Consider the following 24,584-nt stretch of genomic DNA (forward strand, 5'->3'; position numbering starts at 1 on the left):
TTAATACAATGAAAAAAATATTAATTATAGCTATATCACTGGGGATATTTGTTTTACCCTCCTGCGAAAGCTTTCTCGAAGAAGATTTAGTTTCAGATGTATCCGCTAGCTCATACTATGTTACTGAGCAAGGTTTTGAGGATGCAGTCAATGCAACTTATACTCCTCTGAGGGATTATTATGCCCGCGAAATGGGTGCCTCGTTAACAGTTTTTGGTACAGATACGTACAAAAATGGTGCGGATGGGAGCCATAAGGGTATCAACCAGTATGACTCTCGCCTAAATGCCCAGGAATCTTATTTTAGAGATTTCTGGAGGTCTTTTTACGCTGCTATCAATCAGGCTAATGCGGTGATCAGAAGAGCAGATGAAATAGAAGGTCTCTCTGAAGATTTAAAGACGCTAAGGATTGCTGAAGTTCGTTTCCTGCGTGCTTTGTACTACTTTGAGCTGGTACGTACGTATGGAGATATTCATCTGACCCTGGATGAAACCCTCGGTGTAGAAACTGAAGCTGCCAGAACGCCTGCCAGTGAAATCTACAGTCAGGCTATTATTCCTGATTTAGAATTTGCCATAGCAAACCTACCTGTCACTCAGGAGGATTATGGTCGCACTACTGAACCAGCAGCAAAGCATTTACTTTCCAAAGTGCTGCTTACCAGAGGTTATACAGACTTTGCAGCTTCGGATGATTTTAGTAGATCTGCAGAACTTGCTGAAAGTGTTATCAATGATTATGATTTTGCATTACTAGATGATTTTACTGCAGTTTTTGATCAAAGTGCTCAGCTCCATGATGAAGTAATTTGGTCTGTACAATACACTCAAGATCCTTTGATCAACGGTCCGGGAAATGAAATGCACCTGTATTTCTTGATGGTCTATGATGTACAACCAGGAATGACTCGTGATATAGAGAACGGTAGACCCTGGAGACGCTTCTGGCCAACAGATTTCTTACTTGGACTTTGGGATAAAGAAGCGGATGTACGCTTTGATGGTAGCTTTAAAAGAGTATTCTATGCTAATAATCCTGCTACACTTCCTGAAGGCGTAAATATTGGTGATACAGCCATTTATCTCCCCGGTGAGGAAGTTAGCCAGGAATTCAGAGACAGCAAACCGTACATGATCATTACGCCAAGCGAATATACCGAACAATTGTTTCCTTCTTTAAGTAAGTTCCTTGATCCTAATCGTCCAGACAGACAGTATCAAAATGGTTCCAGAGACTGGATGGTGATGCGTTTAGCTGAAACTCACTTAATTGCTGCTGAAGCTTACTTTCAGGCAGGTAACTCTGAAGCAGCAGCTGAACATTTGAATGTAGTACGTAGAAGGGCTGCTAAAGAGGGGATGGAGGCTGCTATGGAGATCACTGCAGCAGATGTAAACATAGATTATATATTGGATGAAAGGGCACGTGAATTAGTTGGAGAAATGCATCGTTTCTTTGATCTAACCCGTACTGGTAAATTAGTGGAAAGAGTGAGGGCGCATAACCCCCAAGCATCCGCTAATATTCAGGATTTCCATGTGTTAAGACCAATCCCTCAGGATCAGATTGATAGAACGGAAGGTGAGTTTAGACAAAATGAAGGATACTAATGATTAAAAAACCAATCATTGATTACAATTATCTATCTGATTATAAAAGATTAAAAATGTAAAGGATAGAAAAGCATAATGAAAGTATAAAAGGGTGGTCTAAAAAGGCCATCTTTTTTTATTTACCCCATCTTATAATAACTTTAATAGTTAAATGGAAATTATAAAATGAATGAATGGGTATTGCATCAATAACTATACTACTTGATAAGTTTTATTTAGTTAAAAAAAAAGATGAAATAGTTATATAATTATTTGGATGAAAATGATATAAATCTTACATTGTTGCAATATTACAAATAAATGTCTTTTTAATGCCATGATTATAACAGACAAAGCCTTACACTTTAGAGAAGATATCGGTAATCCTATTCGCGTAGGCATACTTGGTGCTGGCTATATGGCCATAGGAATTGTAAATCAGATTGTAAAATACACTCCAGGTATGAGAGTGGCAGCGATCTGTAACAGAAGTATAGACAAAGCGATTCACTGCTACAAAAGAGCAGGTGTAGAACATGTAATGGACTGTGAAGACTCCAACATTCTTGATAACTGTGTAAGGAAAGGTATCGCAACAGTTACCAGTGATCCTGAAGTACTTGCCAGTGCTAAAGAAGTAGATATTATCGTAGAAGCTACAGGTACAATTGCATATGCTGCTAAAGCGGTATTGTCAGCAATACAAAATCATAAACCTGTGATTCTGATGAATGCTGAATTGGATTCTACCCTGGGCCCCATTCTGAAGCATAAGGCAGATCTGGCAAATGTTATACTTAGTGGAAGTGATGGAGACCAGCCTGGGGTAATTATGAACCTCTACCGCTTTGTCAAGAACATGGGATTTACTCCTTTAGTCTGTGGAAATATCAAAGGATTCTTAGATGTACATAAAAATCCTACTGATATGGAGCAGTACGCTAAGAATGCCGGGCAAAACGTCAACATGATTACCAACTTTACGGATGGTACTAAGATTGCATTTGAACAGGCGTCTGTAGCAAATGCTACCGGTATGAAAGTTTCTCAAAGAGGCATGAACGCATTCCACTCTAAAGAACATATTGATGATTTGACGAGTTTGTACGACGTAGAACAACTTAAAGAATCTGGGGGAATCGTAGACTATGTAGTTGGTGCTAAACCTGGCCCTGGCGTATATGTATATGCTACTACCGAAGATGAAATGTCTAAAGAGTACTTAAATTATCTCAAATTAGGGAAAGGCCCAATATATAGTTTTTATACGCCTTATCACCTATGCTATTTTGAAATCCCAAATTCAATTGCCAGAGTCTTTCATTTCAATGACCCCGTAATGGCCCCAATTGGCGCACCTGTGGTAGAAGTAGTAACTACCGCTAAGATGGATTTGAAGGCAGGAGATACATTGGATGGCTTTGGCGGATATACAGCTTATGGTCAGTGTGAAAATGCTGAAATTTGCAGAAAAGAAAACTTATTGCCAATAGGTTTAGCTGAAGGCATGGTTTTAAAAAGAGATATAGCAAAAGATGATGTAATTAGTTTTGATGATATTGAATATCCTGAAGATAATTTTGCATTCAAATTGTATGAAGAGCAAGTTAATCATTTTTTTCCGGGGAGTAAGCTAAAAAAGCCTCCTATGGTCAAGAACTAATACCTATCTTTAAAATTAAAAAGTGTGAAACCGGCTCTGGCCGGTTTTTTTCTAATTCTATAATAAATAAGTGCTTTAGCAGTTAAATAAATTACTAGGATTTAAGTGATTGAAAATGAGATATTTGTATTTCATTTTCAATATTTGTTAAGATTATTAATGAACTATAATTTTAAGATTGTTCTTTTTTTAATATAATTTGAAATGATATTGATTTCAAATTTTGAGATTTGAATATCATATCTAAATTTGCGCATTCATTAAACATTTCCACTATGAGCCAGGTAGAAAAAACAAGATACTCCGAAGAAGAACTTAAAGAGTTTGAGGTATTGATAGATCAGAAGCTAGAGAAAGCTAAAGAGGAACTAGAAACTATCAAAGCCAGCTTAAGCAGAAAAAATGATAGTGGTACAGATACTACTTCTGGTAACACCAAACTGATGGAAGATGGGGCTGACACACTTGAAAAAGAAAGTCTGAGCCAACTTGCTGCCAGACAACAAAAATTTATCAACCAGTTGGAAGGTGCTAAAGCGCGTATCAAAAATGGTACATATGGTATTTGCGTTGATACTGGTAAACTCATTTCAAAAGAAAGACTTAGGGCTGTACCTCATACACGCCATTCAATTGAAGCGAAATTAAAAAACCAGTAAAATTATTCATTTACATCACCTTTTAAACTACCATCATTGGAGTTTCTAAAGAATCATATAGAGGCGCTAATTTTTTGTGCCTCTAAACCCATAAAGATAGAAGATATTCAAAGCTGTCTGAACGAAATGTTTGATGCTGAAATATCTCTGGACGATATCAATGAAGCAATAGAAAAAATTACTGAGCAATATCTGGATGATCTATATCCTTTCCAGGTTTTCTATATTGGTGGTGGTTATCAATTTCTTACTAAACCCGCTTATCAGGCCAGTATCAGCATTTTACTGAAACAACAGTCAAACAAAAGGCTTTCAACAGCGGCTATGGAAACTTTGTCCATTATAGCCTATAAGCAACCGGTAACTAAGGCTCATGTAGAACAGATCAGAGGAGTGGGTTGTGATTATGCTATCCAAAAACTGCTTGAGAAGTCCCTGATTGAAATTAAAGGAAAAGAAGATACTATAGGAAAACCGTTACTCTATGGCACTACGGATTTCTTTATGCAATATTTTGGTATCAACAGAATTGGTGATTTGCCAACTCCTAAAGATTTTGACAAAAAAGAAAATGAAATAGGATTGCAGGAATCTGATTTTGACGACGAGGTAGAAGACAGCCAAGATTCAGATACAGAAGATACAGATAGTGATGAGAAGACATCAGGTACTGATACCGATCTCTAGAGAGCATCATGAAATGTTGGTATTGGCCCAGCTTTTGAAGAAGAACGCTCCCCCTTATCGTGGTCTCCCCACTACGTTTTCCGGAAAACTTTCTTATGCTGCTGAAGAATACGAGCGTTTTATTGAAAAACACCTTAAGAAAGACGCACAAACACTATATCCCTATCTTCGTCAGTTTGATGATTTTGAAACAATCTTAAAGGAACTTAAGATGACCAATGAAGAGCTGAGCCTGGCATTTCAACATGCAAATGAGCAATCGGAAGAAGGTGCAGATCTACTAGGCCGGAAACTTGAGAAATATGTTAGAACGAAAGAAAGGAAGCTTTTTGAAGCAATGCAGAAACATTTGTCAGAGGATGATTTTGCGGCACTCTCTGACAAACTTAATAATAATGGTTAAACCGTTTCTTCAGCGAGCATCTTAAGAATATCATCTACATACTCACGGTTATTAGATAGTCTGGGGACTTTATTCTGTCCTCCAAGTTTTCCTCTCTTTTTCATCCAACGGTAAAATGTACCAGTATCTACTTTATGGATAATGGGTTCAACTACTGCGATATTATTCTGGCGTTTGGCGTCATAATCAGAATTTAGCTTTCTCAGATTATTATCCAATGCCATTGAGAATGCTTCTACATTATCCGGAAGCTTTGAAAACTCAATAATCCATTCGTGACATCCCTTCTGGCCCTCACTAATATACCTTGGAGCAGCAGTAAAATCATCAACCAGAGCATTAGTCTCTTCACAGGCGATAGCAATTGCTTTTTCAGCATTTTCAACAATCAGCTCCTCTCCGAAGGCATTGATAAAATGTTTGGTTCTTCCACTGATTTTGAACCTATAAGGCTCTAGGGAAGTAAATTTAATAGTATCGCCAATCTTGTATCGCCATAAGCCGGCATTGGTAGAGATAACCACCGCGTAATTTTTATTGAGTTCTACATCCCCCAGTGCAACTGTACGAGGGTGCTCACTATCAAATTCCTCACTCGGAATAAACTCGTAAAATATACCATAGTCCAGCATCAATAGCATTTCCGTTGAGTTTTTCTGGTCTTGTATGCCGAAGAAGCCTTCAGTAGCATTATAGGTTTCAAGGTAATGCATTTTAGGAGAGGGGATCAACTCATTAAAAACCGAGCGATAGGGAGTGAAAGAAACAGCTCCGTGAACAAAAAGCTCAAGGTTGGGCCAGACTTCTAAAATATTTTCAGCACCTTTCATTTCCATAATCCTTTGTAAAAGGAATATGGTCCAGGTCGGAACACCGGCAATACTGGTGATATTTTCATTGGCAGTAGCGTTGGCGATCATCTCAATTTTTTCTTCCCAGTTCTCCATCAGCGCAATTTCCAGCTTGGGAGTACGGGAGAGTTGTGCCCAGAAGGGTAAATTTTTCATGATCACCGCCGATACATCACCACTAAAAGATTCACCGTTTTCGTCAAGGGGGTTAATCTGCTGACTTCCTCCTATTGCCAGGTTTTTCCCCGAAAACATCTTAGTTTCCGGATAATTGTTGACATAAATGGAAAGTAAGTCTTTTCCTCCTTTATAGTGACAATCTTCAAGTGCTTCAGTAGAAACAGGGATATACTTACTTTTAGAGTTGGTGGTCCCGGACGATTTGGCAAACCATTTGATTTTGCTGGGCCAAAGGACTTGGTTTTCACCACGCATTACCCGCTCAATATAGGGGTAAAGACTTTCGTAATTGACTACAGGAAGCTGCTCCTGATAATCCTGAAAACTATTGATATCACTAAAGTGATGGGTTTTACCATAAACAGTATTTTTAGCGGTATCTATTAAGTTTACAAATACTTCTCTCTGTACGTCATGGGGATATTTGAGAAAAAGCTCAATTTGATGAATTCTTTTCCTCATCAACCACGTCATTACCGAATTAATAAACTCCATGCAAATTAAATCTCTGTGCTGTGTTAAAAAATGTTAAGCTACTCAAAGCTTGACTATACCTTTCTTCTCAATTCAAAATGTTGACCTAAATATACCCTCCGTACCTGCTCGTCATTGGCGAGATCCTCTGCTGTCCCTGCTTTGAGCAACTTACCTTCAAACATCAGGTAAGCCCGGTCTGTAATGGATAGTGTTTCATTAACATTGTGGTCTGTAATCAGGATGCCAATGTTTTTATTTTTTAGCTGGGCCACTATGGTTTGAATTTCTTCAACTGCAATTGGATCCACCCCAGCAAAGGGCTCATCAAGCAACACAAAATCAGGGTCAACGGCTAAGGCGCGGGCAATTTCTGTACGTCTTCTTTCACCTCCTGATAGTACCATGCCCATATTCTTTCTCACATGTGTTAGGCTAAATTCTTCCAACAAGGCATCTGCCTTAAGATGCCTTTCTTTCCTCGACATTTTAGTCATCTCCAAGACGGCGAGTATGTTATCCTCTACGCTGAGTTTACGAAAAACCGAAGCTTCCTGCGCAAGATAACCTATACCTTTTTTGGCACGCTTGTACATAGGCAGACTGGTGATCTCCTGGCCATCCAAAAATATTTTGCCTTCATTAGGCTTGATCAGGCCTACAATCATGTAAAAGGTAGTGGTTTTGCCTGCACCATTTGGGCCGAGAAGTCCAACAATTTCTCCTTGAGATACCTCCACACTAATGTGATCTACTACAGTTCTTTTCTTATACTTCTTGACCAGGTTCTCACCTCTTAGTCTTTTCATCTGTTTGAGTTGTTGTGTAATAAAGCGCAATCCTAGCTTGCATGATACAATACTAATAGCAAAAAACCTGCAAATATGCTTTAATAGTCTTCTACACTGTTGCTTTTGCAAACAATAAAGCTAGGTACGATAATTCTTTTATTGGTAAAAATATCATGAAATTTTTATCAGCTTCATTTTAGGCCATTCTGGTAAGATAAATTTTTTGTCTCAAAACGTTGTGAAGTATAAAAGATAAAGATTCAATTGAGTTCAGTAATGTTGATTTTGGCAAATAGAATGTATGTTTGCAGCAAAGTTGATTTTATGGACTATCAAGAAGCTACAAAATATTTGTATGACGCATTACCTATGTTTCAGCGCATCGGTAATCCTGCTTTTAAAAAAGATCTGAGCAATACTATTGCCTTATGCAAATATCTAAATGAGCCTCAGAAAAATTTTCCCTCAGTACACATTGCCGGTACCAATGGAAAAGGAAGTAGCGCTCACAGCATAGCGGCTGTATTACAGGAAGCTGGGTACAAAACCGGCTTGTATACCTCTCCCCACCTCAAAGACTTTACTGAGAGGATTAGAATCAATGGTCAGCCTATTGAGCAGCAGTCTGTGATTGATTTTGTAGTTCAGCACCGGGATTTTGTGGATAAGCTCAAGCCATCTTTTTTTGAGACAACTGTCGCGATGGCATTTGACTATTTCAGTCGTGAAAAAGTAGACATTGCAGTGATAGAAGTAGGGATGGGCGGTAGATTTGATTCTACTAATGTCATACAACCTGTCTTGAGCCTGATCACCCATATTGGGTTAGATCATACCGCTTTTTTAGGAGATACACTGGAAAAGATTGCTTTTGAAAAAGCAGGGATTATCAAAGCAGGCATACCTGTAATGATTGGTGAAAGGCAAAGCGCTACGCAAGAAGTTTTTGAAGAAATTGCCAGAGGCAAAGAATCTCCTCTTTATTATGCTCAGGACACCTATCAGGTAGATATTGCTGAAATTATTGATGGTAAATATACCGTAAATGTGGAAAAAGAAGGAAAGTTAATTTTCCAAGATCTGTCTATTTCATTAGGAGCACACTATCAACTCAAAAACCTTCCTGGTATTCTTAAGTCGGTAGACCTACTGGCAGAACTCGGATATAGAATAGAACATGAACATATACGCTCCGCTTTGGGTAAAGTGAGTCAACTGACAGGACTAAAAGGACGCTGGCAGGTCATCCACAAGAAACCTCTCATCATTTGTGATACTGGACATAACCAGGGAGCATTTGATGAAATCGGGATTCAGCTTAAGCATATTCAATATGATCAGTTGTATGTGGTGATCGGCATGAACGAAGACAAAGACCCAGAGACTCTATTATCCAGACTGCCTAAAAATGCACACTATTTCTTTTGTCAGGCTGACCTTCCTCGTGCTATGCCAGCAGATGTATTGGCCCAAAAAGCCAGACAAGCAGGCTTTGAGGGAGAAAGCTTTAAACAGGTAAATGCTGCGTATCGGAGAGCAAAGGAATTGGCAAATGAAAATGATTGTATTTTTGTAGGGGGAAGCACTTTTGTTGTTGCAGAAATTGAAGATTTAACATGAGAAGTAAACTAAGCAGATTTAAAGATAACGAAGAACGTAAAAATATTATCCAGCCCGGTAAGCCTATATGTGATACTATCAAAGGTAAGTGGCAACAGTTTTTTGAAAATGATCATCCAATCGTTTTTGAATTGGGATGTGGTAGGGGAGAATATACCGTAGGGCTTGCCCGGCGGTTTCCGGATACAAATTATGTGGGAGTAGATGTGAAAGGGGCAAGAATATGGAAGGGAAGCAGTGCAGCCATTGAAGAAGGACTAGACAATGTGGCTTTTCTCAGAATTCGCATCCTGGAAATTGAGAAGTATGTAGAAGAAAATGAGCTGAACGAAATCTGGATTACCTTTCCTGATCCCCGCCCTAAGAAAAGAGATATCAAGCGTAGGCTTACGAGTGAACGATTCATGGATATCTACAAAAAACTGCTCAAACCTGAGGGAATTGTTCATTTTAAAACTGACAATGCCGCTTTGTTTGACTTTACTTTAGAACTTCTGAAAGCAAGAAATGATGTCATCAATCTGGAGTCTACCTTTGATTATCATAGTTCAAAATTCAAGGAAGAGTTGCCGGATATCGTTACTAAATATGAAGCGAAGTTTATGAGTGAAGGAGAAGAAATCAAATATCTTCGGTTCAATTTTGCTAAGGAGTAAAAATAGTAGCGATTAATTTTTGCTAAATAATCATATGTATCTTTGAATAATTTTCACTATTTTCCATTTTATTGAAGTTATTTTTATTAAAAATAATAACAAAATGAGAATGCCAGTTGAAAAAGAAGCAGTCAGAGATTTACTAAACCTTATTTCTACCAACAATAAAAGTCTGGAGTGGAGAAAACGTTGTATTTATAGTAATGGCTTGGATAATAATGTTTTAGAAATAAAATTTTATCAACATCCCCGCAATACGCAGATAGGCAGAATAGTGTATAATGCAAATAATGGGAATGTACTTCAGATGAAATATCGCGGAGCTGTTTCTCGCGCTCCAGGCCATATCATTGATATTCTTTTGGATATGATTAATCTGGAAAATGAATGCCACAGTAAGTCTTTAACTTAGGCTAAGATTAATCCTTCCAATTTTCTCCCGTCTTCTTATCTTTGCGGCTTACTTAGGTAGCCGTTATGGATAAAATTTCTTTTACACTTGCTGAGCAAGATATTCCGGCAGTCATGAGCATAAGCCTCACCATCATCGGGTTTATCGCTTATTGGTTTATTGCCGAGTCTCCCAAACGCAAAGCTTCATTTGAACACCAATATCCCCAAGATAAGGCCACAGTGCTTTGGGTGCAGTTTCAAAAATATACAGGAGTATTTTTTTTAGGCTTCATTCCTCTGATCATCTGCTTATTCACCTTACCTTTTTCACTTACCGAACTGGGTCTTGGTTTTCAAAATACCGGTACTTCCATGTTATGGATTTGTGGTCTGTCCTGTATCATCTTTCCATTGAATATCAGTGCAGCCAAAAGACCGCAAAACCTGAGTATGTACCCTATGATCAGGGCAAAAGTATGGGACAGCAAACTCATTGTAATTAATGCCTTGGCTACAATCTCTTACCTGTTTGCTTATGAATTACTTTTCAGGGGGATATTGTTGACCGCCTGTGTATATAGCTTAGGCGTTTGGCCAGCCATCGTTATCAATGTAGCCTTGTATTCAGCAGTACATTTGCCCAAAGGACCGGCAGAAACGATAGGTGCTCTGCCTTTTGGTTTGCTCATCTGCTATATTACTTTGACCACAGGCACCATTTGGGTAGCTGTAATGATCCATATCATTCTTTCACTGAGTAATGATTATCTCGCCTTATACTATAATCCTGAAATGCAGGTAAAATTCCGTTCATGAAAAAGCAAGAATTCAAAGGTAAGGTGGCCATCATCACCGGCTCCAGTATGGGGATTGGCAAAGCTACTGCCCGTTTATTAGCCGCAAAAGGAGCAAAAGTAGTGTTGAATGGTAGAAATCCTGAGCGGCTGGAGCAAACAGCAATTTCACTGAAATCCGAAGGTTTTGATGTACTGGCAGTGCAGGCAGATATGAGTGTAGTGGATGATTGCAGGAGACTAATTGAAGAGACAGTTCAGCATTTTGGGCGTCTGGACATTCTCATCAATAATGCAGGAATGTCTTCCAGGGGTTATTTTGAAGAACTGGATCCCATAGTTTTCCAGGACATGATGAATATTAATTTTTTAGGCTGTGTATTTCCAACTCGCTTTGCTGTGCCTTATCTCAAAGAAAGTAAGGGAAGTGTGGTCTTTATCTCCAGCGTCGCAGGAATCAGAGGCTTGCCAGAAACAATCATGTATTGTGCCTCAAAAATGGCCCTTACCTCCATAGCTGAATCACTTAAAGTAGAACTCGCCGAGTATAAAATTCATGTAGGCATTGTGTACGTAGGCATAACGCAAAATGATGAAGGCAAGAAGGTGATTGGTAAGGATGGAAAGCTGGTTTTATTAGAGTCTCGTGATAATAGAAAGGCTCAAAAGCCAGAGGATGTAGCCAAATCTATTGTCAAAAATATCAGAAAAAGGAAGTTTAAATCTATACTTACACTTTTAGGAAAAGTGAATTACTTGGCCAATCTACTCATCCCTCGCATTGTAGATCGTGTCCTCATCCGTGCAAAAGATAGGATAAATAAAATGAATAAGTAATATTGGAAATGATTTAGTAGAGGAACTAATTTTTTTTATAAAGTAATTCCCTTTGATTGATTTAATATTTTTATTATAAATTACCTAAGTACACCCAAAGTGAGTACTTCTTTGGTATCTTTGGACCAACTTTATTTCTTGCCCAATTTTCACTCATACTAGGGGAAACTATTGATTTACAAGTGGGGAATACAGGAATTTAGAAAGCAATCACCATCATTAAGTTTGTGGGATAAAATTTAATTTTTTCAACAATTATATGTAATTTTTATGTTTTAATAGTTATGCAGAGTTTTTGTTTACGATGAAGAAAGTAGATAAAATACTTTTAATAGATGATGATAGCATTGCTAACTTTGTTAATCGTTATCTTATCACTGGGCTTGATTTGACGCATGAATTGTTGATAATGCATAATGTGCCTTCAGCCAAACAAGTTTTATTATCTACCATAGAGAAGCTAGACGATGAGCAGCTTAAAGAATGTGTGATTTTGCTAGATGCTAAACTAGAGCACTATAATGAGCTTTTGCCTTCCAATTTACTCCCAAATTTGCCCTCTCCTGAAAAAGAAAGCCTTTACTTGATTATGGTATCTTATAACAAATTTGAAGACCCTTCACTTTCTTTCAGTTTAGAATATACTTTAGATAAACCGGTAACCAGGGAAAAACTAAGTCTGGCATGGAATAAAATTAGTTGAAGTATTTCCTTTATCATGAAAAAGGCCACACAAATCTTCATCTGTGTGGCCTATTGTATTGTTTGGTTTGACTAATTAGCTCTTTGTCTTAAATCATCTGATGCTGTTCCTCGTCTTCTGGCCTGTTTTACTTTATCGTTGCCAAAGCGATAGGAGAGGTTCAGCATAAATACTCTGGACTCCCACTTATTTTTGACTACCGTATCTATATTTCCCTGCATTACATTCACGCGGTTGTTTCGGATGTTAAAAACATCATCCAGACTAGCCTGAATTTTCAGCTTGCCCAGTGATTTAGAGATACCCGCGTCCACCTGATATTGTTCCTGTATATCAAAGATACCCCAAAGCTGAGGAGACTGGTACATACCCATTACTTCAAATTTTACGTCTCCGGGAAGAGTAAAAGTGTTTTGTACTCTTGCCATATAGCTGAGGAGGCTTTTATTTATTTGTCCTCCTTCTGAGAAAGGAGATTCTATAATATTGTAAAAACCAGTAAGGTTCAGGTTAAGCACCCACCACTGAGTGACAGGTAGCGGCGCAGCGATATTAGCACTGTAGTTCTTTTGTTTGTCAAGGTTTACTGTAGTCTGATAAGTAGTCTGACTGGCCTCATCCTGCTCCAAAACCTGGGTGATTGCATCATTGGTTTCATTGTAATTGAGGGTCAGAAATACTGCATTCTTAAAGCCATAGTTCAGGGCAAAAGCATTGGTATACTGAGGATTTAAGAAAGGATTACCTCTTTCAAAAGTAAACCGATCCAGGAAGAACTCAAACGGATTCAGATTGCCGTAGTTAGGGCGGTCAATTCTGCGGCTGTAAGAAAGCGCAAAGCTGTGTGTCTCCGACATTTTGTAAGAAATACTGGCACTGGGGAAAAGGTTGAAATACTGACGTTCAGCGGCACTGTCCAAAGTTACTGAGTAGCCATTTGAAGATGTATACTCCCCTCTCAAACCAGCCTGTAACTGCCACGCCTCATTAAACTTCTTGCTCACATTAAGATAGCCTGCATGGATTTCCTCATCATACTGAAAACGATTGCTTCTGAGCGTGTCTCTCTGCAATTCACCTTCTTTAATGGTTTTAAAATCCAGATTATTGTCGGTGGATACCTTGCTGGTTTTGAGGCCGCTTTCCATTCCCCAACCTCCGAAAATAGTCGTTCTGTAATCTGCTTTGATGGCAAGGATATCAATATTGGTGGTCATATTGGTGCGGACCAATAGGGGAGGCTCTGAAGTTGATCCTTCATTGCTGAAGTAGTAGTTATCATTCTTTTGATAATTGTCACGGCCCCAGATAGAATAATCTGCGTCAAAGCTCAGTTCACCTCCGTTGGCTAAATCCTGCTTAAAGTTCAGGTTATAAGTAATGTTGTTCCAGGCGTTACCAGAGCGGTTCTCTGCATTCAAACCATCGTAAGGATTGTCGTATACGCCTCCCAGGGTGGTAGTATTTTTAGCATCCCCGTTCCATTCTCCAAAGTTACCGCTGACCAACACCCCAATGGTGCTTTTCGGGCCAACGTACCAGTCTGCACCCGTGCGGAAATTATTGCTGCTGACCCAGTTGATCATATGCGATGACTGGTCAAAAGTAGTGATGGCAGTGTCACCGTTCTCAGTGATAAAAGGAATGTTGCGGAAGATGTCATTGTTCTGAAAACGCTTGCTGTAGTAGTGACTGTAGTTTCCGAACAGGTTAACTTTTTCAGAACGGTAATTAAGGTTGAGGCTGGGGTTTAGTTTGGGGTATTTACCATAACCCATGCCCAGGCTCACATTTCCGTTCAACCCCAAATCAGAAGATTTTTTTCTGACAATATTGATGATACCTGCATTTCCTTCAGCATCATATTTTGCCGGAGGATTATCCATGATCTCTATTTTCTCAATATTTTCTGCTGAAGTACTTTCCAGAAGTTGTGAAAGGTCAGTGTCGGAGAGATAGGTAGGTTTTCCATCCAGGTATACCAGCACATTGGATTTACCTTTTACACTGATGTTTCCGTCCTGGTCCACCGTAACTCCCGGAGATTTTTCCAAAACTTCTCTAGCTGTTCCGGTTTGAAGAATAGGACTGGCGTCCACATTCACTACCAGTGCGTTGGGCGTCATTTCCATCATGGGTTTAGAGGCAGATACTATCACTTCGCTAAGTTCTGTGGTGGCTTCACCCATCTGTATGTCAGCTAGTACTTTGCTACTATTGATATGAACAATGGGTGAAAAGTAGCTTTTGTAGCCCACCATTTGAGATGAGACGATGTAATCACCTTCAGCAATTCTTTCAATTACAAAATGTCCGGTGGTATCTGAGATGGTCCCTTTCATCAGAGAAGAATCCTGAGGGTTGAGCAACAAAATGTTGGCAAAAGGTACGGCCTGGTTATTTTCATCTTTCACTTTACCAGAAAGTTGGTGTTGAGCGCTAGCTGTAAAAGCCAAAAAAATGAGTATAATCAGTAAACTTGCTGATCGGCTAATCAAGGTAAAAGTTTGGGTTAGCATGACAGTGTAAATCATTTGGGTTAATGGTGTTTTCATAAAAGTCAGCTTATCCTAAAAAATCACAGGATAAGTTTGGTACATAGTATTACCTAGTACTGGGCCAACAATAGTGCCGATTGTATGAATTGATAGGCTAGGAAAAGAGGTCTTTCTAAAATAGAGATGAAAAAAGCGTGCTGAAGGTTGCTTTCAGGCCGATTTTATTGCTCAAATGTTTTTAAAAGAAAAAAAACAGAACCGTCAACAACAGAAAAATTTACACAAAGTGTTCGGAAGTGCACAAAGAGCGTACGTTAGCGTACACCGCACAGCCTTGCAAATGAGGAGTTAATCATTACTCATTATTCATACTTCATTACCGATTAATCATTCATATCGTAGGGATTTGGCAGGATCAGCCAGAGCGGCTCTGACAGTTTGGAAGCTGATGGTAAACAGAGCGATCAGCAAAACCAGAATTACCGGGGTGAGCAATAGCCACCAGGCAATATCAATCCGGAACGCATAATCTGAAAGCCAGGATTGCATGACAAAGTAAACGATGGGCAGACTCACTACACTGGCAATGATTACCAGTCGGACAAAGTCTTTGGAAAGCAAAGCTACAATGCCTGAGACGGAAGAACCCAGTACTTTGCGGATGCCAATCTCTTTGGTTTTCTGCACCGCCATAAAAGAGGATAAACCAAAAAGACCCAGGCAGGCTACAAAAATGGCCAGTAAGGCAAAGAAGCCGAAGGTCTGACCGAAGCGGAGATCTGACTGATATTGTTTGTTGAAATGATCATCCAGAAAGAAGTAGCTGAAAGGATTTCCGGGAAAGTAGCTGTCCCAAACTTCCTGGGCAGTAGCAATGGTTTCGGGTAGATTTGCTGTTTCTACTTTCAGCGAGAAAAAGCTTCTGCTGGCAGGCATCAGTCGGAAGATGAGCGGATCAAAGTTGGCCTTGAGAGATTCCTGATGATAATCTTTTACCACGCCCACGATTTTAAAAGTATCGCCCCAGAAGAAAATTTCTTCATTCAGCGCTGCTTCGGCTTCAACAAAGCCGATAAGCTTAACGGCTGACTCGTTAAAAAGTACTGCACCTTCATCGGTGCCAAAATCACGTGAGAAGTTTCTGCCCGCTACCATTTCCAGTTGAAAAGCATCCAGAAAATCATAATCAATATCGATGACTCTGTACTGATTGCTTTCACTATCATCCTGAGCAATGAGTTTGATACCGCCGGCATTCCAGCCCGGTTTGTTACCAGGTACAGCGGTAGAAGCCGTGGCTGCTTTGATAGCAGTGTTTCTTGTCAGTGCGGATTTGAATCCCTCTACCCGGTCGGCATACACGGAATCATCTACCACGCTGGGCGCTTCAATAACCAGAGTTTGATCAATCGCTACACCTAATTCCTGCTCCTGCATGTACATGATCTGCCGGTAAACAATGAGGGTGCCAGCAATCAGAAATACTGATGCGGCAAATTGTAATACCACCAGCGTTTTTCTCAGTACGACTCCACTTTTAGAAGTACTCATTTTCCCTTTCAGGACCTGCACCGGTCTGAAGGCAGAAAGCACAAAAGCCGGGTAAATGCCCGAGAAGAAAGCGCCAATCACAAAAATACCCAGTAGAAACCACCAGAAGGAGGCTGTAAGAAACAGCGAGAGCGTCAGTTCCTGCCCGATCAGACTGCTGAAATAGCGGTAAGAAACCAGTACCAAGACAATCGCGATGATGACTGCTAAAATATTAAGCAGTATGGACTCCGCCATAAACTGTCGGATCAGTTGAGTGCGCTGCGAGCCCATTACCTTGCGAATACCAACTTCTTTGGCCCGGTCTACTGATTTGGCGGTAGACAAATTGATATAATTAACCCAGGCGATCAGAATGATAAAAATAGCGATGATCATCAGCGCGTAGACTGCATCCTGGTCTCCATTCACTTCGGCTTCCATCATATAGTTGGAAGTGAGATGAATATCAGTAAGGGGTTGCAGGTAGAAATCCATGTCAGAATCATATTCAGCCAATTCTTCACCTGCCTTGGTTTCTATCAATGCTGGAATCTTTTCTTCCAATGCTTGGGAATCAGTGCCATCTTTGAGTTTGAGGTAAGTATAAAAACCATCCCACTGCCAGGCGGTAATGACTTCTTCGCCCACCCAGCCTACAAAAGTGGAGTAGGAGAAGAGGAAGTCAAATTTGAGGTGAGAATTTTCAGGCACATTTTTGAAGACACCCGTGATTTCGTATTCATTCTCATCATTTACACTAATTCTTTTGCCAATAGGGTCTTCATCACCAAAATAGCGCTGAACAGTAGCCTGAGAAATAACAGCAGTATACGGTGCCTCCAAAGCAGTGGCTTCATCTCCCTGCAGCAGGTCAAAAGAAAACATGGGTAGAAAAGAAGCGGTGGCAAAGAACATTTTTTCTTCTTTGAAACGGACGGGGCCTCCCTGAGCTTCTTTGTAAATAACCACACCCTGAGTGGGTCTGAGGGTGGCATATTCTTCTACTTCTTCAAAACCTTCTTTGAGCTCATAGCCTGCTGCCCCACAGCCCGCCGCCCATTCGGTGGTCAGTATGCCTTTATTGTAGCGGCTCTGCTTGACACGGTAAAGGTTTTCTTTGTTGGCGTGAAAATCATCATAACTCAGTTCCCATTGCACATACTGAAGGATGAGCAGGCAGGCCGCAATACCAATAGCCAGCCCGAGGATGTTAATGAAAGAAAAAACCTTGTTTTTCAGCAGATTTCTAAGGGCGATTTTGAAATAGTTTTTCAGCATGTCTGTGGAATGGTTAGGTAGTATTTAGAAAACGACTGACCCCGCAAATCATTACAGACACTCCGGAAATTCATGAAGGTTACAATTAATGAATATTTTTTTATATTAAAGACTCATTAAAATTTAAGGTAATATGACAAATGAAATTTTAACATTTGAAGAGAAGGAATCAATTAAGAATCTTTCCAATATTGACCTTGAAGAGCTACACACACAGTTATCATCTAAATTGGCAAAGTCAGACGATCCTTGGAAAATTATACAGGAGCTCAAAAAGTATCATGTTATGTCAGTTTTTCTTGATCAAAAAAATGCTTATTCTGTGCCTGAAGGAATATTCAAACTCAAAGAAATTCTGAAGGAAGTAAATAAAGAATTGTTAAGCAGGCAGAAATGAAAGTTAAATAATATCTTTTAAACGAATATAAAAAGCCACTCAAAAGACTAAGCTTAAGAGTGGCTTTTTTTAGAAGTGTGCAACCGGAAGGAGTCGAACCCTCAACCTTCTGATCCGTAGTCAGACGCTCTATCCAATTGAGCTACGGTTGCGTTTTGGAGTTGCAAATGTAGTTATCTCTCCGGTAATTGAAAACTCTTTTTGAAAAAAATTAGAAAAGGGGCCGAAGCCCCTTCTGTATTTTTATACGTTTCTTTTATAATCTCTGTTTCTGAAAAGCCTGATATCATTACCACTACCTCTCAGAAAATAATTGTCGTGTTGCGTATCTGAAGTAGGAGACAGGCTCTGGTTACCAGGAGTACGGGTATCCTGCATATCCAATCCATGATCCGACAAATTGACTCCTTTTAAACGAACATACTCACCATCGTCGTCAGTAATGATGTTTGCTTCGTGTTCTCTCCATAAAGCTTCCAGCTTCTTCTGTCTTTCTTTCTGTTTAATATCCATAACTTAAAAAATATTTTTGTTTAAAAAATTGAATATCGTCTAAGAACAATATTAACTGTTTAACAAGCAAAACAGAGAATTGTTTGAAATTAAATAGTTGAAAATCAGCGTTTTATATAATCTCTCGTTTTTTATTCTCTTCTTTCTTGTCACTGTGATTCTTATCATTCGTCTCAATTCTGTCAATCTCTTTATCAACCTCTTGCCAGTAGCTACTCGCAAAATCTTCGTAAGGTTCAATCTTATTTCCACTTAGCACCAATGAGAGTGTCATGGCAATACTGGTGATGAGGATAACGAAAAGTAAGACTCCTGAATTAAATTCTGGCGCCTGTAAATTATCCGGTATGCTAAAGAAAAGTAAAATGGTAATTAAACCTCTGGGAGCAATAAAAAGCTCAGTTATGATGTTTTTGCGGATAAAGATTTTGAGCAGTATAAATCGTAGGCCGTACATGATACCCAGCAGAATGAGGCTGACAATAGCCACTCTTACATTGAACAATGTTGCCAATGTGATGGTCATACCGAAAATGACAAAAAAGAAAGTGCGCACCACAAAAGCAGACTCCATAGTTACCAGTCGGAAATTGTGCAAAATGCTGTTGACGGAAGGATTGCTAAGCATTTTCTTAAATGGTCCAAAAAAGAAAAGCTTATGGTTGTTCAGCACCAGCCCAAAAATCAGAATGATGATCAGTGATGAAAGATGAAAGAGCTTACCAATGGAGTACAGTAATAATAGTACTGAGATCAGGAGGAAAAGCTTGACCTGGGTATCCAGCTTTTGAAAAATCAAGACAAGACCATAGCTGATAATTACTGAAAGTGTTATGGTAATTAAAATATTACTTACTACATCCCACACAATGAGGTGGGTATCCGTAGTATCTACATTTCCGATGATGAAGTAGAACAGCATTATACCGAGTATATCAGAAAAAGTAGCCTCGTAGACCATAAATTCTTTTTTATGTTCATCAAGGCCACCCACACTGGGAATCACAATGGCACTGCTCATGATAGAGAGCGGTACGGCATACACGCAGGCTTTTAAGAAATCATCAATATAAAAGTATTGGATCACATAGGCTGAGGCAATAGTACCGATTCCCAAGGCCAGCAGAGCTATGGAAAATGATTTCCAGATCAGCGGCCATTTGTCTTTGCTAAGTTCCAAATCCAGGGCAGCTTCCAGTACGATCATGGTTAGGCCCACTATTCCCAGAATTTCCAGAATATTCATCAGCCAGTCTCCGGTGAAAATTCCAAATTCCGCAGAAAGCCACTTCAAACCTACGCCCAGTATGATGAGGAGTAATACACTGGGAATATTTGTTTTCTTAGAAACTACATTGAATAAATAGGATAGTATAATGATTACTGAGGTAGCAATCACCGCTATATAGGCGTTAAATTCAGTCATATTCAAATTTTCGTAAACTAATTTCTAGTGAAACGAATACTACACTCATTGGTTTTTGAAGAAACTTGGAAAGCTACTTTTCTGGAGAAATTATCTGAACTAGCGCTGTGTTTACTGAACCGTCATCTCCTACCAGCCCAAAGCTTCCGCTCTTATAATCCCAATTGGCATAGGCAATTCCGTTCTTTTTAAAGACTTCAATCATATCACGATACCATTGCAAGCGTGCTTCTTCAGGAGCTTTCGTGATGACACCCCATTCGCCACAGTAAAGGGGAAGGCCGGTTTCCTGCGCTACTCGTAGCGGCTTTTGCATCATTTGTTCCAGTGTATCCTGCGTGTAAGCATGCATACGTCGGCCCACTATATCCTGCTGGCGTGGAGAAAGCGCCTCAAACTCTTCATTGGTCAACAAAGGACCTGGGTAATGAACAGGACCTTTGTAATCAGCCAGGTTAGTCCAGCTAGCCTGATAGTGGGTAAGTAGAAACGGCTCATAAAAATGAAAACTGAGAAGAATATTTTCGTCATTATCCGGTACTTTCAGCTGATCAAAAGTATTAGCGGATTGCCAGCGATTAGAGCCGATGACAATGGTTCTTTGAGGCTCTGATTCTCTTATAGCCGTGTAGGCTTTGGCTACCAGTTGATTCCAGTCTTCAGGATCATCTGCCACCGGCTCGTTCATCAATTCATAGGCTACCATTCCTACGGGATACTGGCTCAACTCTTCAGAAAATGAGCGCCATAACGCAATAAATTTCTCCTGCGCAGTTGGGGCAGTCCAAAGCGGCTTTTCTTCTTCGTTAAAATGATGTGAACGGAGGATATGAAGATCTACTATAGCCCTGAGACCGTTTTCTCTGCACCAGCCCAAAGCATTGTGGAGTAACTGAAAAGCTTCCTCTTCCTTATTGCCTGCTTCATCAAACATTTGTTCTTCATCTACCGGGAACCGGAGGTGATCAAATCCCAGGCTCGCCAGGTAGGCTACATCTTCCTTTTGAAAGAAATTTTTTCTGGCTTCTCCTCTTCTCTGGCTTTGCGATAACCAGTGCGAAATATTGGTGCCGCTATTGATCTGAAAGTCTTCATATTTGTTCTCAGGTTGTGCGGTCTTATCAAGGTTTTCCTGGGTGGGAGAGCAGGCAAAAACAAGTGTAAATAAAAAAATAGTTGATAAATGACTTAATAGGTTCTGCATAGCTTCTTTGCTTATTTATTAGCATAATAAAGAAACCCTTTTCCAGAAGCAAATGCATGATAAAACATTAAAAAGAGTGTTTGTAAAGGGCGATTGATTTCTATTTATTTGCCCTGAGAGATTGAATTTGTATGGATAAACCCTTTATCATTTATCGTTCGTCAGCGGGTTCGGGAAAGACCTTTACACTTGCGTTGGAGTATCTGAAGCTGGCGCTTCAAAGCCCTGCGGCTTTCAGGAATATACTGGCGGTTACCTTCACCAATAAGGCTACCCGCGAGATGAAAGGGCGGATCATACAGTTTTTGTATGAGCTGAGCCATGGCAATAATGCAGTGCTCAGTGCTATTCTGGAACCTGCTACCGGATTAGAAGGCAATGCGCTGCAGGAACGCTCCCGCCTGGTGCTTTCCAACATTCTGCATGCCTACTCTTACTTTTCAGTAATGACCATTGACTCCTTCTTCCAGAAAGTCATACGGGCATTTGCCCGTGAACTGGGCTTGCAGGCAGGTTTTGCCATAGAACTTGACCAGGAAAAGGTGCTGGATGAGGTCATAGACCAGGTGCTGAGTGAAATTGGAGAGCCTAAACATCAGTTGCTAAGAGAGTGGCTGGTCCGCTTCTCTGAAGAAAAAGTAGAGTCTGGCAAAGTCTGGGACTTTCGGCGTGACTTAAAACAGCTTGCCGGGGAATTATTCAAGGAAGAATATAAACTTCAGCAGGATGACAAGCATGATCAGGAGCATTCGCATTATCAGAATGTGCTTTCCCAACTAAAAGCAATCGTCAAGACTTTTGAAAATAGCATGCAAAGCTTTGGCAAAGAAGGTTTGCATATGATGGAAAAGCATGGGTTGAATAATACCGACTTTGCATATGGCAAAAGCGGGGTAGGAGGTTACTTTGTACGGCTGGCGGAAAAAACAGACTTTGATCCCAAAAAGAGAGCCAGAGATGCTGCCGAAGATGAAGAAAAATGGTCAACGAAATCCTCCAAGAAAAAAGCGGAAATTCAGGAAGTGCTTGCCCTGGGCCTGCAGGAAATTTTGCTGAAGGCAGTTTCACTTTACGATAGGGAATCTGTTAATTACCAGTCGGCCCTGCAACTCTTAAAATTTATCTACGCATACGGGATTTTAAGAGATCTGTCCCAAAAACTAGATGAGTATAAAAGAGATAATGATCTGATGCTGATCTCAGATGCCTCTGTATTTCTGAGAGAAATTATAGGGAAGGATGAGACGTCTTTTATTTATGAAAAAATTGGCAGCAGCTTTCAGCATTTTCTGATAGATGAGTTTCAGGATACATCGGGTATGCAATGGAGTAATTTTCGTCCGCTGATTGAAAACAGCCTGGATTCGGGATATAAAAATCTGGTGGTAGGAGATGTCAAGCAATCCATTTACCGCTGGCGAGGCGGGGACTGGCAACTTCTGCTGGAAAAAATTCAGCAAGACATTGCTCCCTGGAATACAGCTTCCTTTAAGCTGGATATGAATTTCCGGAGCAGTAAAAATATTGTGGATTTCAACAACTGGTTGTTTGCTACCCTACCCAACATGATACGCGAAGCCATCTCGGTAAAGTTGCAGGATTTAGGAGATGAGGAGCGCGCTTTTCTGGAATCAAGGGCTGAGATTATCACGCATGCTTATGCAGATGTACAGCAGAAACTCCCCGGGCCCAAACTTCATTCCGATAGCTTGCAGGGCTATGTACGTATGGAAATGCTGGACAAAAAAACAGAGGCAGAGGATGGAGAGGAAAGCCTGCACTGGAAAGAACAGGTGAAGCAAAGGCTGACTCAACTGGTAGAGTCACTACAGGATCAGGGATTTGCGCTGCGCGATATTGCTTTTCTGGTCAGGGACAAAAAAGCCGGCAAAGAAGTAGTAGATACTTTGATGGCTTACAAAGGAGAGGGCAAAGCCAAAGCAGGATATAGTTATGAGGTAATTTCTTCAGAATCATTATTCCTGGATGCATCTCTCAGCGTAAGCCTGCTTATTGATTTGTTACGCGTATTGGATAATCAGGACGATGTAATAGCCAAAGCCAGTGCCGTGTACAAGTACCGTAAGTTGCAGCAAAAAGAAACTAATTCTGACCTGCTCCATGAAATTTTTATGTCTTCCGCATCTGTTCCTGAGCAGGTAGAAGCAGATGGGTATTTGAGATGGTTGCCCGATGCATTTGCTGCGCTCCACAATTACTTAAACAAACTTCCCCTTTATGAACTGGTTGAAAATCTGGTCAGCATCTTTGAATTAAACCAGGCCAAGGATGAGTTGGCATACATTCAGGCTTTTCAGGATGCAGTATTAGAGTACAGTGGTCAGGAAAGTGGTGATCTGTTTACTTTTCTTAAATGGTGGGATGATAAAGGAAAAGAGACCTCGGTAAGAGTATCTGAAGATGTAGATGCTATGCGCATTCTCACCATTCATAAATCCAAAGGCTTACAATTTAAGGTAGTAGTGATTCCTTTTTGTGATTGGGAGCTTGATCATCGCAGTGGGCAGGATAATATCATCTGGACGCAGACCAGTGCTCAGCCCTTTGATAAGTTTGGGCTGATGCCCATGCGCTATGGAAGTAAGCTATCAAATACCTACTTCAGTCTGGATTATTACCAGGAAATGATCAGGGCTTATATTGATAACCTTAATCTGCTTTACGTTGCCTTTACCCGTGCAGAGGAAGCGCTTTACACTTTTTCTGCTCCTTCCGTAAGCAAGAGTGGAGTCACAGTCAATTCAGTAGCTAATGCGCTCTATGAGGCCTGCAATTCTCTCACTGATGAAGAGGCAATGAAAACAGCCTGGGAACAGGAGTCAAGGCTATTCACACTGGGACAATTGCAACAGCAAACAACCCATCCATTGACTAAAGAAGCGCCAGCCCTGAAGATGGACACTTATCCCTCAGAACGTTGGAGAGACCGCCTAACGGTCAGGCCGTTTGCAAAAGGATTTTTTTCAATCACTCCGGAAGGGGAAATGAAGATCAACCATGCGATCATTATCAAAGATGTATTGATCAATTTGTACAAAGCTTCTGATTTAAATCAGGTTTTGGAAAAAGTACATTTTGAAAGGGGGATGAGCGAAGAAGAAAAAATAAGGATTAATACCAAACTTCAGGAAGCCTTGAATAAGCCTCCTCTAAAAGATTGGTATGGTGCTACTTTTGATACATTACAGCTTAAGGCATCTCTGGCTGGTACCAACGGAAGGTTATTACAAGTAGACCGGCTCCTGCTTCGTGGAAAAGAAGCGGTTATTATCCAATTCCATGAGGATAAAGCAGATAAAGATAGTCTATCCGTGCTGAAGTCAGCTTCGCAAACGCTTAAACAAATGGGATACCAAGTGGAAGCTTATTTGTTTGATACTGAAAACTTGCAAGAGCTTAGTATTTAAT

At 40.2% G+C, this 24,584-nt stretch carries 20 protein-coding genes and 1 tRNA gene; 13 read left to right on the forward strand and 8 right to left on the reverse strand.

What is annotated here, in order from left to right:
* Window positions 1-8: 8 nt before the first annotated feature.
* The 5 genes from WJR50_RS05645 to WJR50_RS05665 all read left to right on the forward strand — a co-directional run bounded on the left by WJR50_RS05645 (window position 9) and on the right by WJR50_RS05665 (window position 5,007).
* Window positions 9-1,613: a RagB/SusD family nutrient uptake outer membrane protein gene (locus WJR50_RS05645; protein WP_341292262.1), complete on the forward strand. Its 1,605-nt coding sequence runs from the start codon at window positions 9-11 to the stop codon at window positions 1,611-1,613.
* Window positions 1,614-1,932: 319 nt separating this feature from the next.
* Window positions 1,933-3,258, forward strand: coding sequence for an NAD(P)H-dependent oxidoreductase (locus WJR50_RS05650; protein ID WP_341292263.1), 1,326 nt, complete (start codon window positions 1,933-1,935; stop codon window positions 3,256-3,258).
* A 275-nt stretch (window positions 3,259-3,533) separates the two neighbouring features.
* Window positions 3,534-3,917: a TraR/DksA family transcriptional regulator gene (locus WJR50_RS05655; protein ID WP_341292264.1), complete on the forward strand. Its 384-nt coding sequence runs from the start codon at window positions 3,534-3,536 to the stop codon at window positions 3,915-3,917.
* Between the two features lie 36 nt (window positions 3,918-3,953).
* Window positions 3,954-4,604: an SMC-Scp complex subunit ScpB gene (scpB, locus tag WJR50_RS05660; RefSeq protein ID WP_341292265.1), complete on the forward strand. Its 651-nt coding sequence runs from the start codon at window positions 3,954-3,956 to the stop codon at window positions 4,602-4,604.
* Entirely contained in the window at window positions 4,570-5,007 is a 438-nt protein-coding gene (locus WJR50_RS05665) for a hypothetical protein (protein ID WP_341292266.1), read from the forward strand. Before scpB ends, WJR50_RS05665 begins: the two co-directional genes overlap by 35 nt.
* Here WJR50_RS05665 and WJR50_RS05670 read toward each other — a convergent pair.
* Window positions 5,004-6,533 (reverse strand): GH3 auxin-responsive promoter family protein, encoded by a 1,530-nt coding sequence (locus tag WJR50_RS05670; protein ID WP_510167116.1) that lies wholly within the window; start codon window positions 6,531-6,533, stop codon window positions 5,004-5,006. The two genes, WJR50_RS05665 and WJR50_RS05670, sit on opposite strands and share 4 nt — an antisense overlap.
* 53 nt (window positions 6,534-6,586) lie before the next feature.
* Complete coding sequence (lptB, locus tag WJR50_RS05675; protein WP_341292268.1) at window positions 6,587-7,321, reverse strand: LPS export ABC transporter ATP-binding protein; 735 nt, start codon at window positions 7,319-7,321, stop codon at window positions 6,587-6,589.
* 306 nt (window positions 7,322-7,627) lie between these two features.
* Between lptB and WJR50_RS05680 the strand changes: the two genes are divergently transcribed.
* From WJR50_RS05680 to WJR50_RS05705, 6 genes are all read left to right on the forward strand, one after another.
* Window positions 7,628-8,923, forward strand: coding sequence for a bifunctional folylpolyglutamate synthase/dihydrofolate synthase (locus WJR50_RS05680; RefSeq protein ID WP_341292269.1), 1,296 nt, complete (start codon window positions 7,628-7,630; stop codon window positions 8,921-8,923).
* The gene (gene trmB, locus WJR50_RS05685; RefSeq protein WP_341292270.1) at window positions 8,920-9,579 is read left to right on the forward strand and encodes a tRNA (guanosine(46)-N7)-methyltransferase TrmB; all 660 of its coding nucleotides are present in this window, start codon (window positions 8,920-8,922) and stop codon (window positions 9,577-9,579) included. Before WJR50_RS05680 ends, trmB begins: the two co-directional genes overlap by 4 nt.
* A 103-nt stretch (window positions 9,580-9,682) precedes the next feature.
* The gene (locus WJR50_RS05690; protein ID WP_341292271.1) at window positions 9,683-9,991 is read left to right on the forward strand and encodes a hypothetical protein; all 309 of its coding nucleotides are present in this window, start codon (window positions 9,683-9,685) and stop codon (window positions 9,989-9,991) included.
* Between the two features lie 65 nt (window positions 9,992-10,056).
* Window positions 10,057-10,788 carry a CPBP family intramembrane glutamic endopeptidase gene (locus WJR50_RS05695; RefSeq protein WP_341292272.1) on the forward strand — a complete coding sequence of 244 codons (732 nt, stop codon included), beginning with the start codon at window positions 10,057-10,059 and terminating at the stop codon, window positions 10,786-10,788.
* Window positions 10,785-11,603 carry an SDR family oxidoreductase gene (locus tag WJR50_RS05700; protein ID WP_341292273.1) on the forward strand — a complete coding sequence of 273 codons (819 nt, stop codon included), beginning with the start codon at window positions 10,785-10,787 and terminating at the stop codon, window positions 11,601-11,603. Before WJR50_RS05695 ends, WJR50_RS05700 begins: the two co-directional genes overlap by 4 nt.
* Window positions 11,604-11,907: 304 nt before the next feature.
* Window positions 11,908-12,306: a hypothetical protein gene (locus tag WJR50_RS05705; RefSeq protein ID WP_341292274.1), complete on the forward strand. Its 399-nt coding sequence runs from the start codon at window positions 11,908-11,910 to the stop codon at window positions 12,304-12,306.
* A gap of 71 nt (window positions 12,307-12,377) precedes the next feature.
* Here the strand turns inward: WJR50_RS05705 and WJR50_RS05710 are convergent, their stop codons facing one another.
* Both WJR50_RS05710 and WJR50_RS05715 read right to left on the reverse strand, forming a co-directional pair.
* Window positions 12,378-14,861 carry a TonB-dependent receptor gene (locus WJR50_RS05710; RefSeq protein WP_341292275.1) on the reverse strand — a complete coding sequence of 828 codons (2,484 nt, stop codon included), beginning with the start codon at window positions 14,859-14,861 and terminating at the stop codon, window positions 12,378-12,380.
* A gap of 330 nt (window positions 14,862-15,191) precedes the next feature.
* Window positions 15,192-17,615, reverse strand: a complete 2,424-nt coding sequence (locus WJR50_RS05715) for an ABC transporter permease (RefSeq protein ID WP_341292276.1) — start codon at window positions 17,613-17,615, stop codon at window positions 15,192-15,194.
* 133 nt (window positions 17,616-17,748) lie between these two features.
* Between WJR50_RS05715 and WJR50_RS05720 the strand changes: the two genes are divergently transcribed.
* Entirely contained in the window at window positions 17,749-18,012 is a 264-nt protein-coding gene (locus WJR50_RS05720) for a hypothetical protein (RefSeq protein ID WP_341292277.1), read from the forward strand.
* Between the two features lie 78 nt (window positions 18,013-18,090).
* Here the strand turns inward: WJR50_RS05720 and WJR50_RS05725 are convergent.
* From WJR50_RS05725 to WJR50_RS05740, 4 genes are all read right to left on the reverse strand, one after another.
* Window positions 18,091-18,164, reverse strand: a tRNA-Arg gene (locus WJR50_RS05725).
* 91 nt (window positions 18,165-18,255) lie between these two features.
* Complete coding sequence (locus tag WJR50_RS05730) at window positions 18,256-18,525, reverse strand: hypothetical protein (RefSeq protein ID WP_341292278.1); 270 nt, start codon at window positions 18,523-18,525, stop codon at window positions 18,256-18,258.
* A 112-nt stretch (window positions 18,526-18,637) separates the two neighbouring features.
* Window positions 18,638-19,951, reverse strand: coding sequence for a cation:proton antiporter domain-containing protein (locus WJR50_RS05735; RefSeq protein WP_341292279.1), 1,314 nt, complete (start codon window positions 19,949-19,951; stop codon window positions 18,638-18,640).
* 73 nt (window positions 19,952-20,024) lie between these two features.
* A complete protein-coding gene (locus tag WJR50_RS05740; protein ID WP_341292280.1) occupies window positions 20,025-21,155 on the reverse strand; it encodes a glycoside hydrolase family 5 protein in 1,131 nt (376 codons plus the stop codon).
* Between the two features lie 131 nt (window positions 21,156-21,286).
* On the opposite strand from WJR50_RS05740, the gene WJR50_RS05745 reads away from it, so the two are divergent.
* Window positions 21,287-24,583 (forward strand): UvrD-helicase domain-containing protein, encoded by a 3,297-nt coding sequence (locus tag WJR50_RS05745; protein ID WP_341292281.1) that lies wholly within the window; start codon window positions 21,287-21,289, stop codon window positions 24,581-24,583.
* Window position 24,584 lies beyond the last annotated feature (1 nt).

It is taken from the genome of Catalinimonas locisalis (assembly GCF_038039535.1).
Lineage (GTDB): Bacteria > Bacteroidota > Bacteroidia > Cytophagales > Cyclobacteriaceae > Catalinimonas.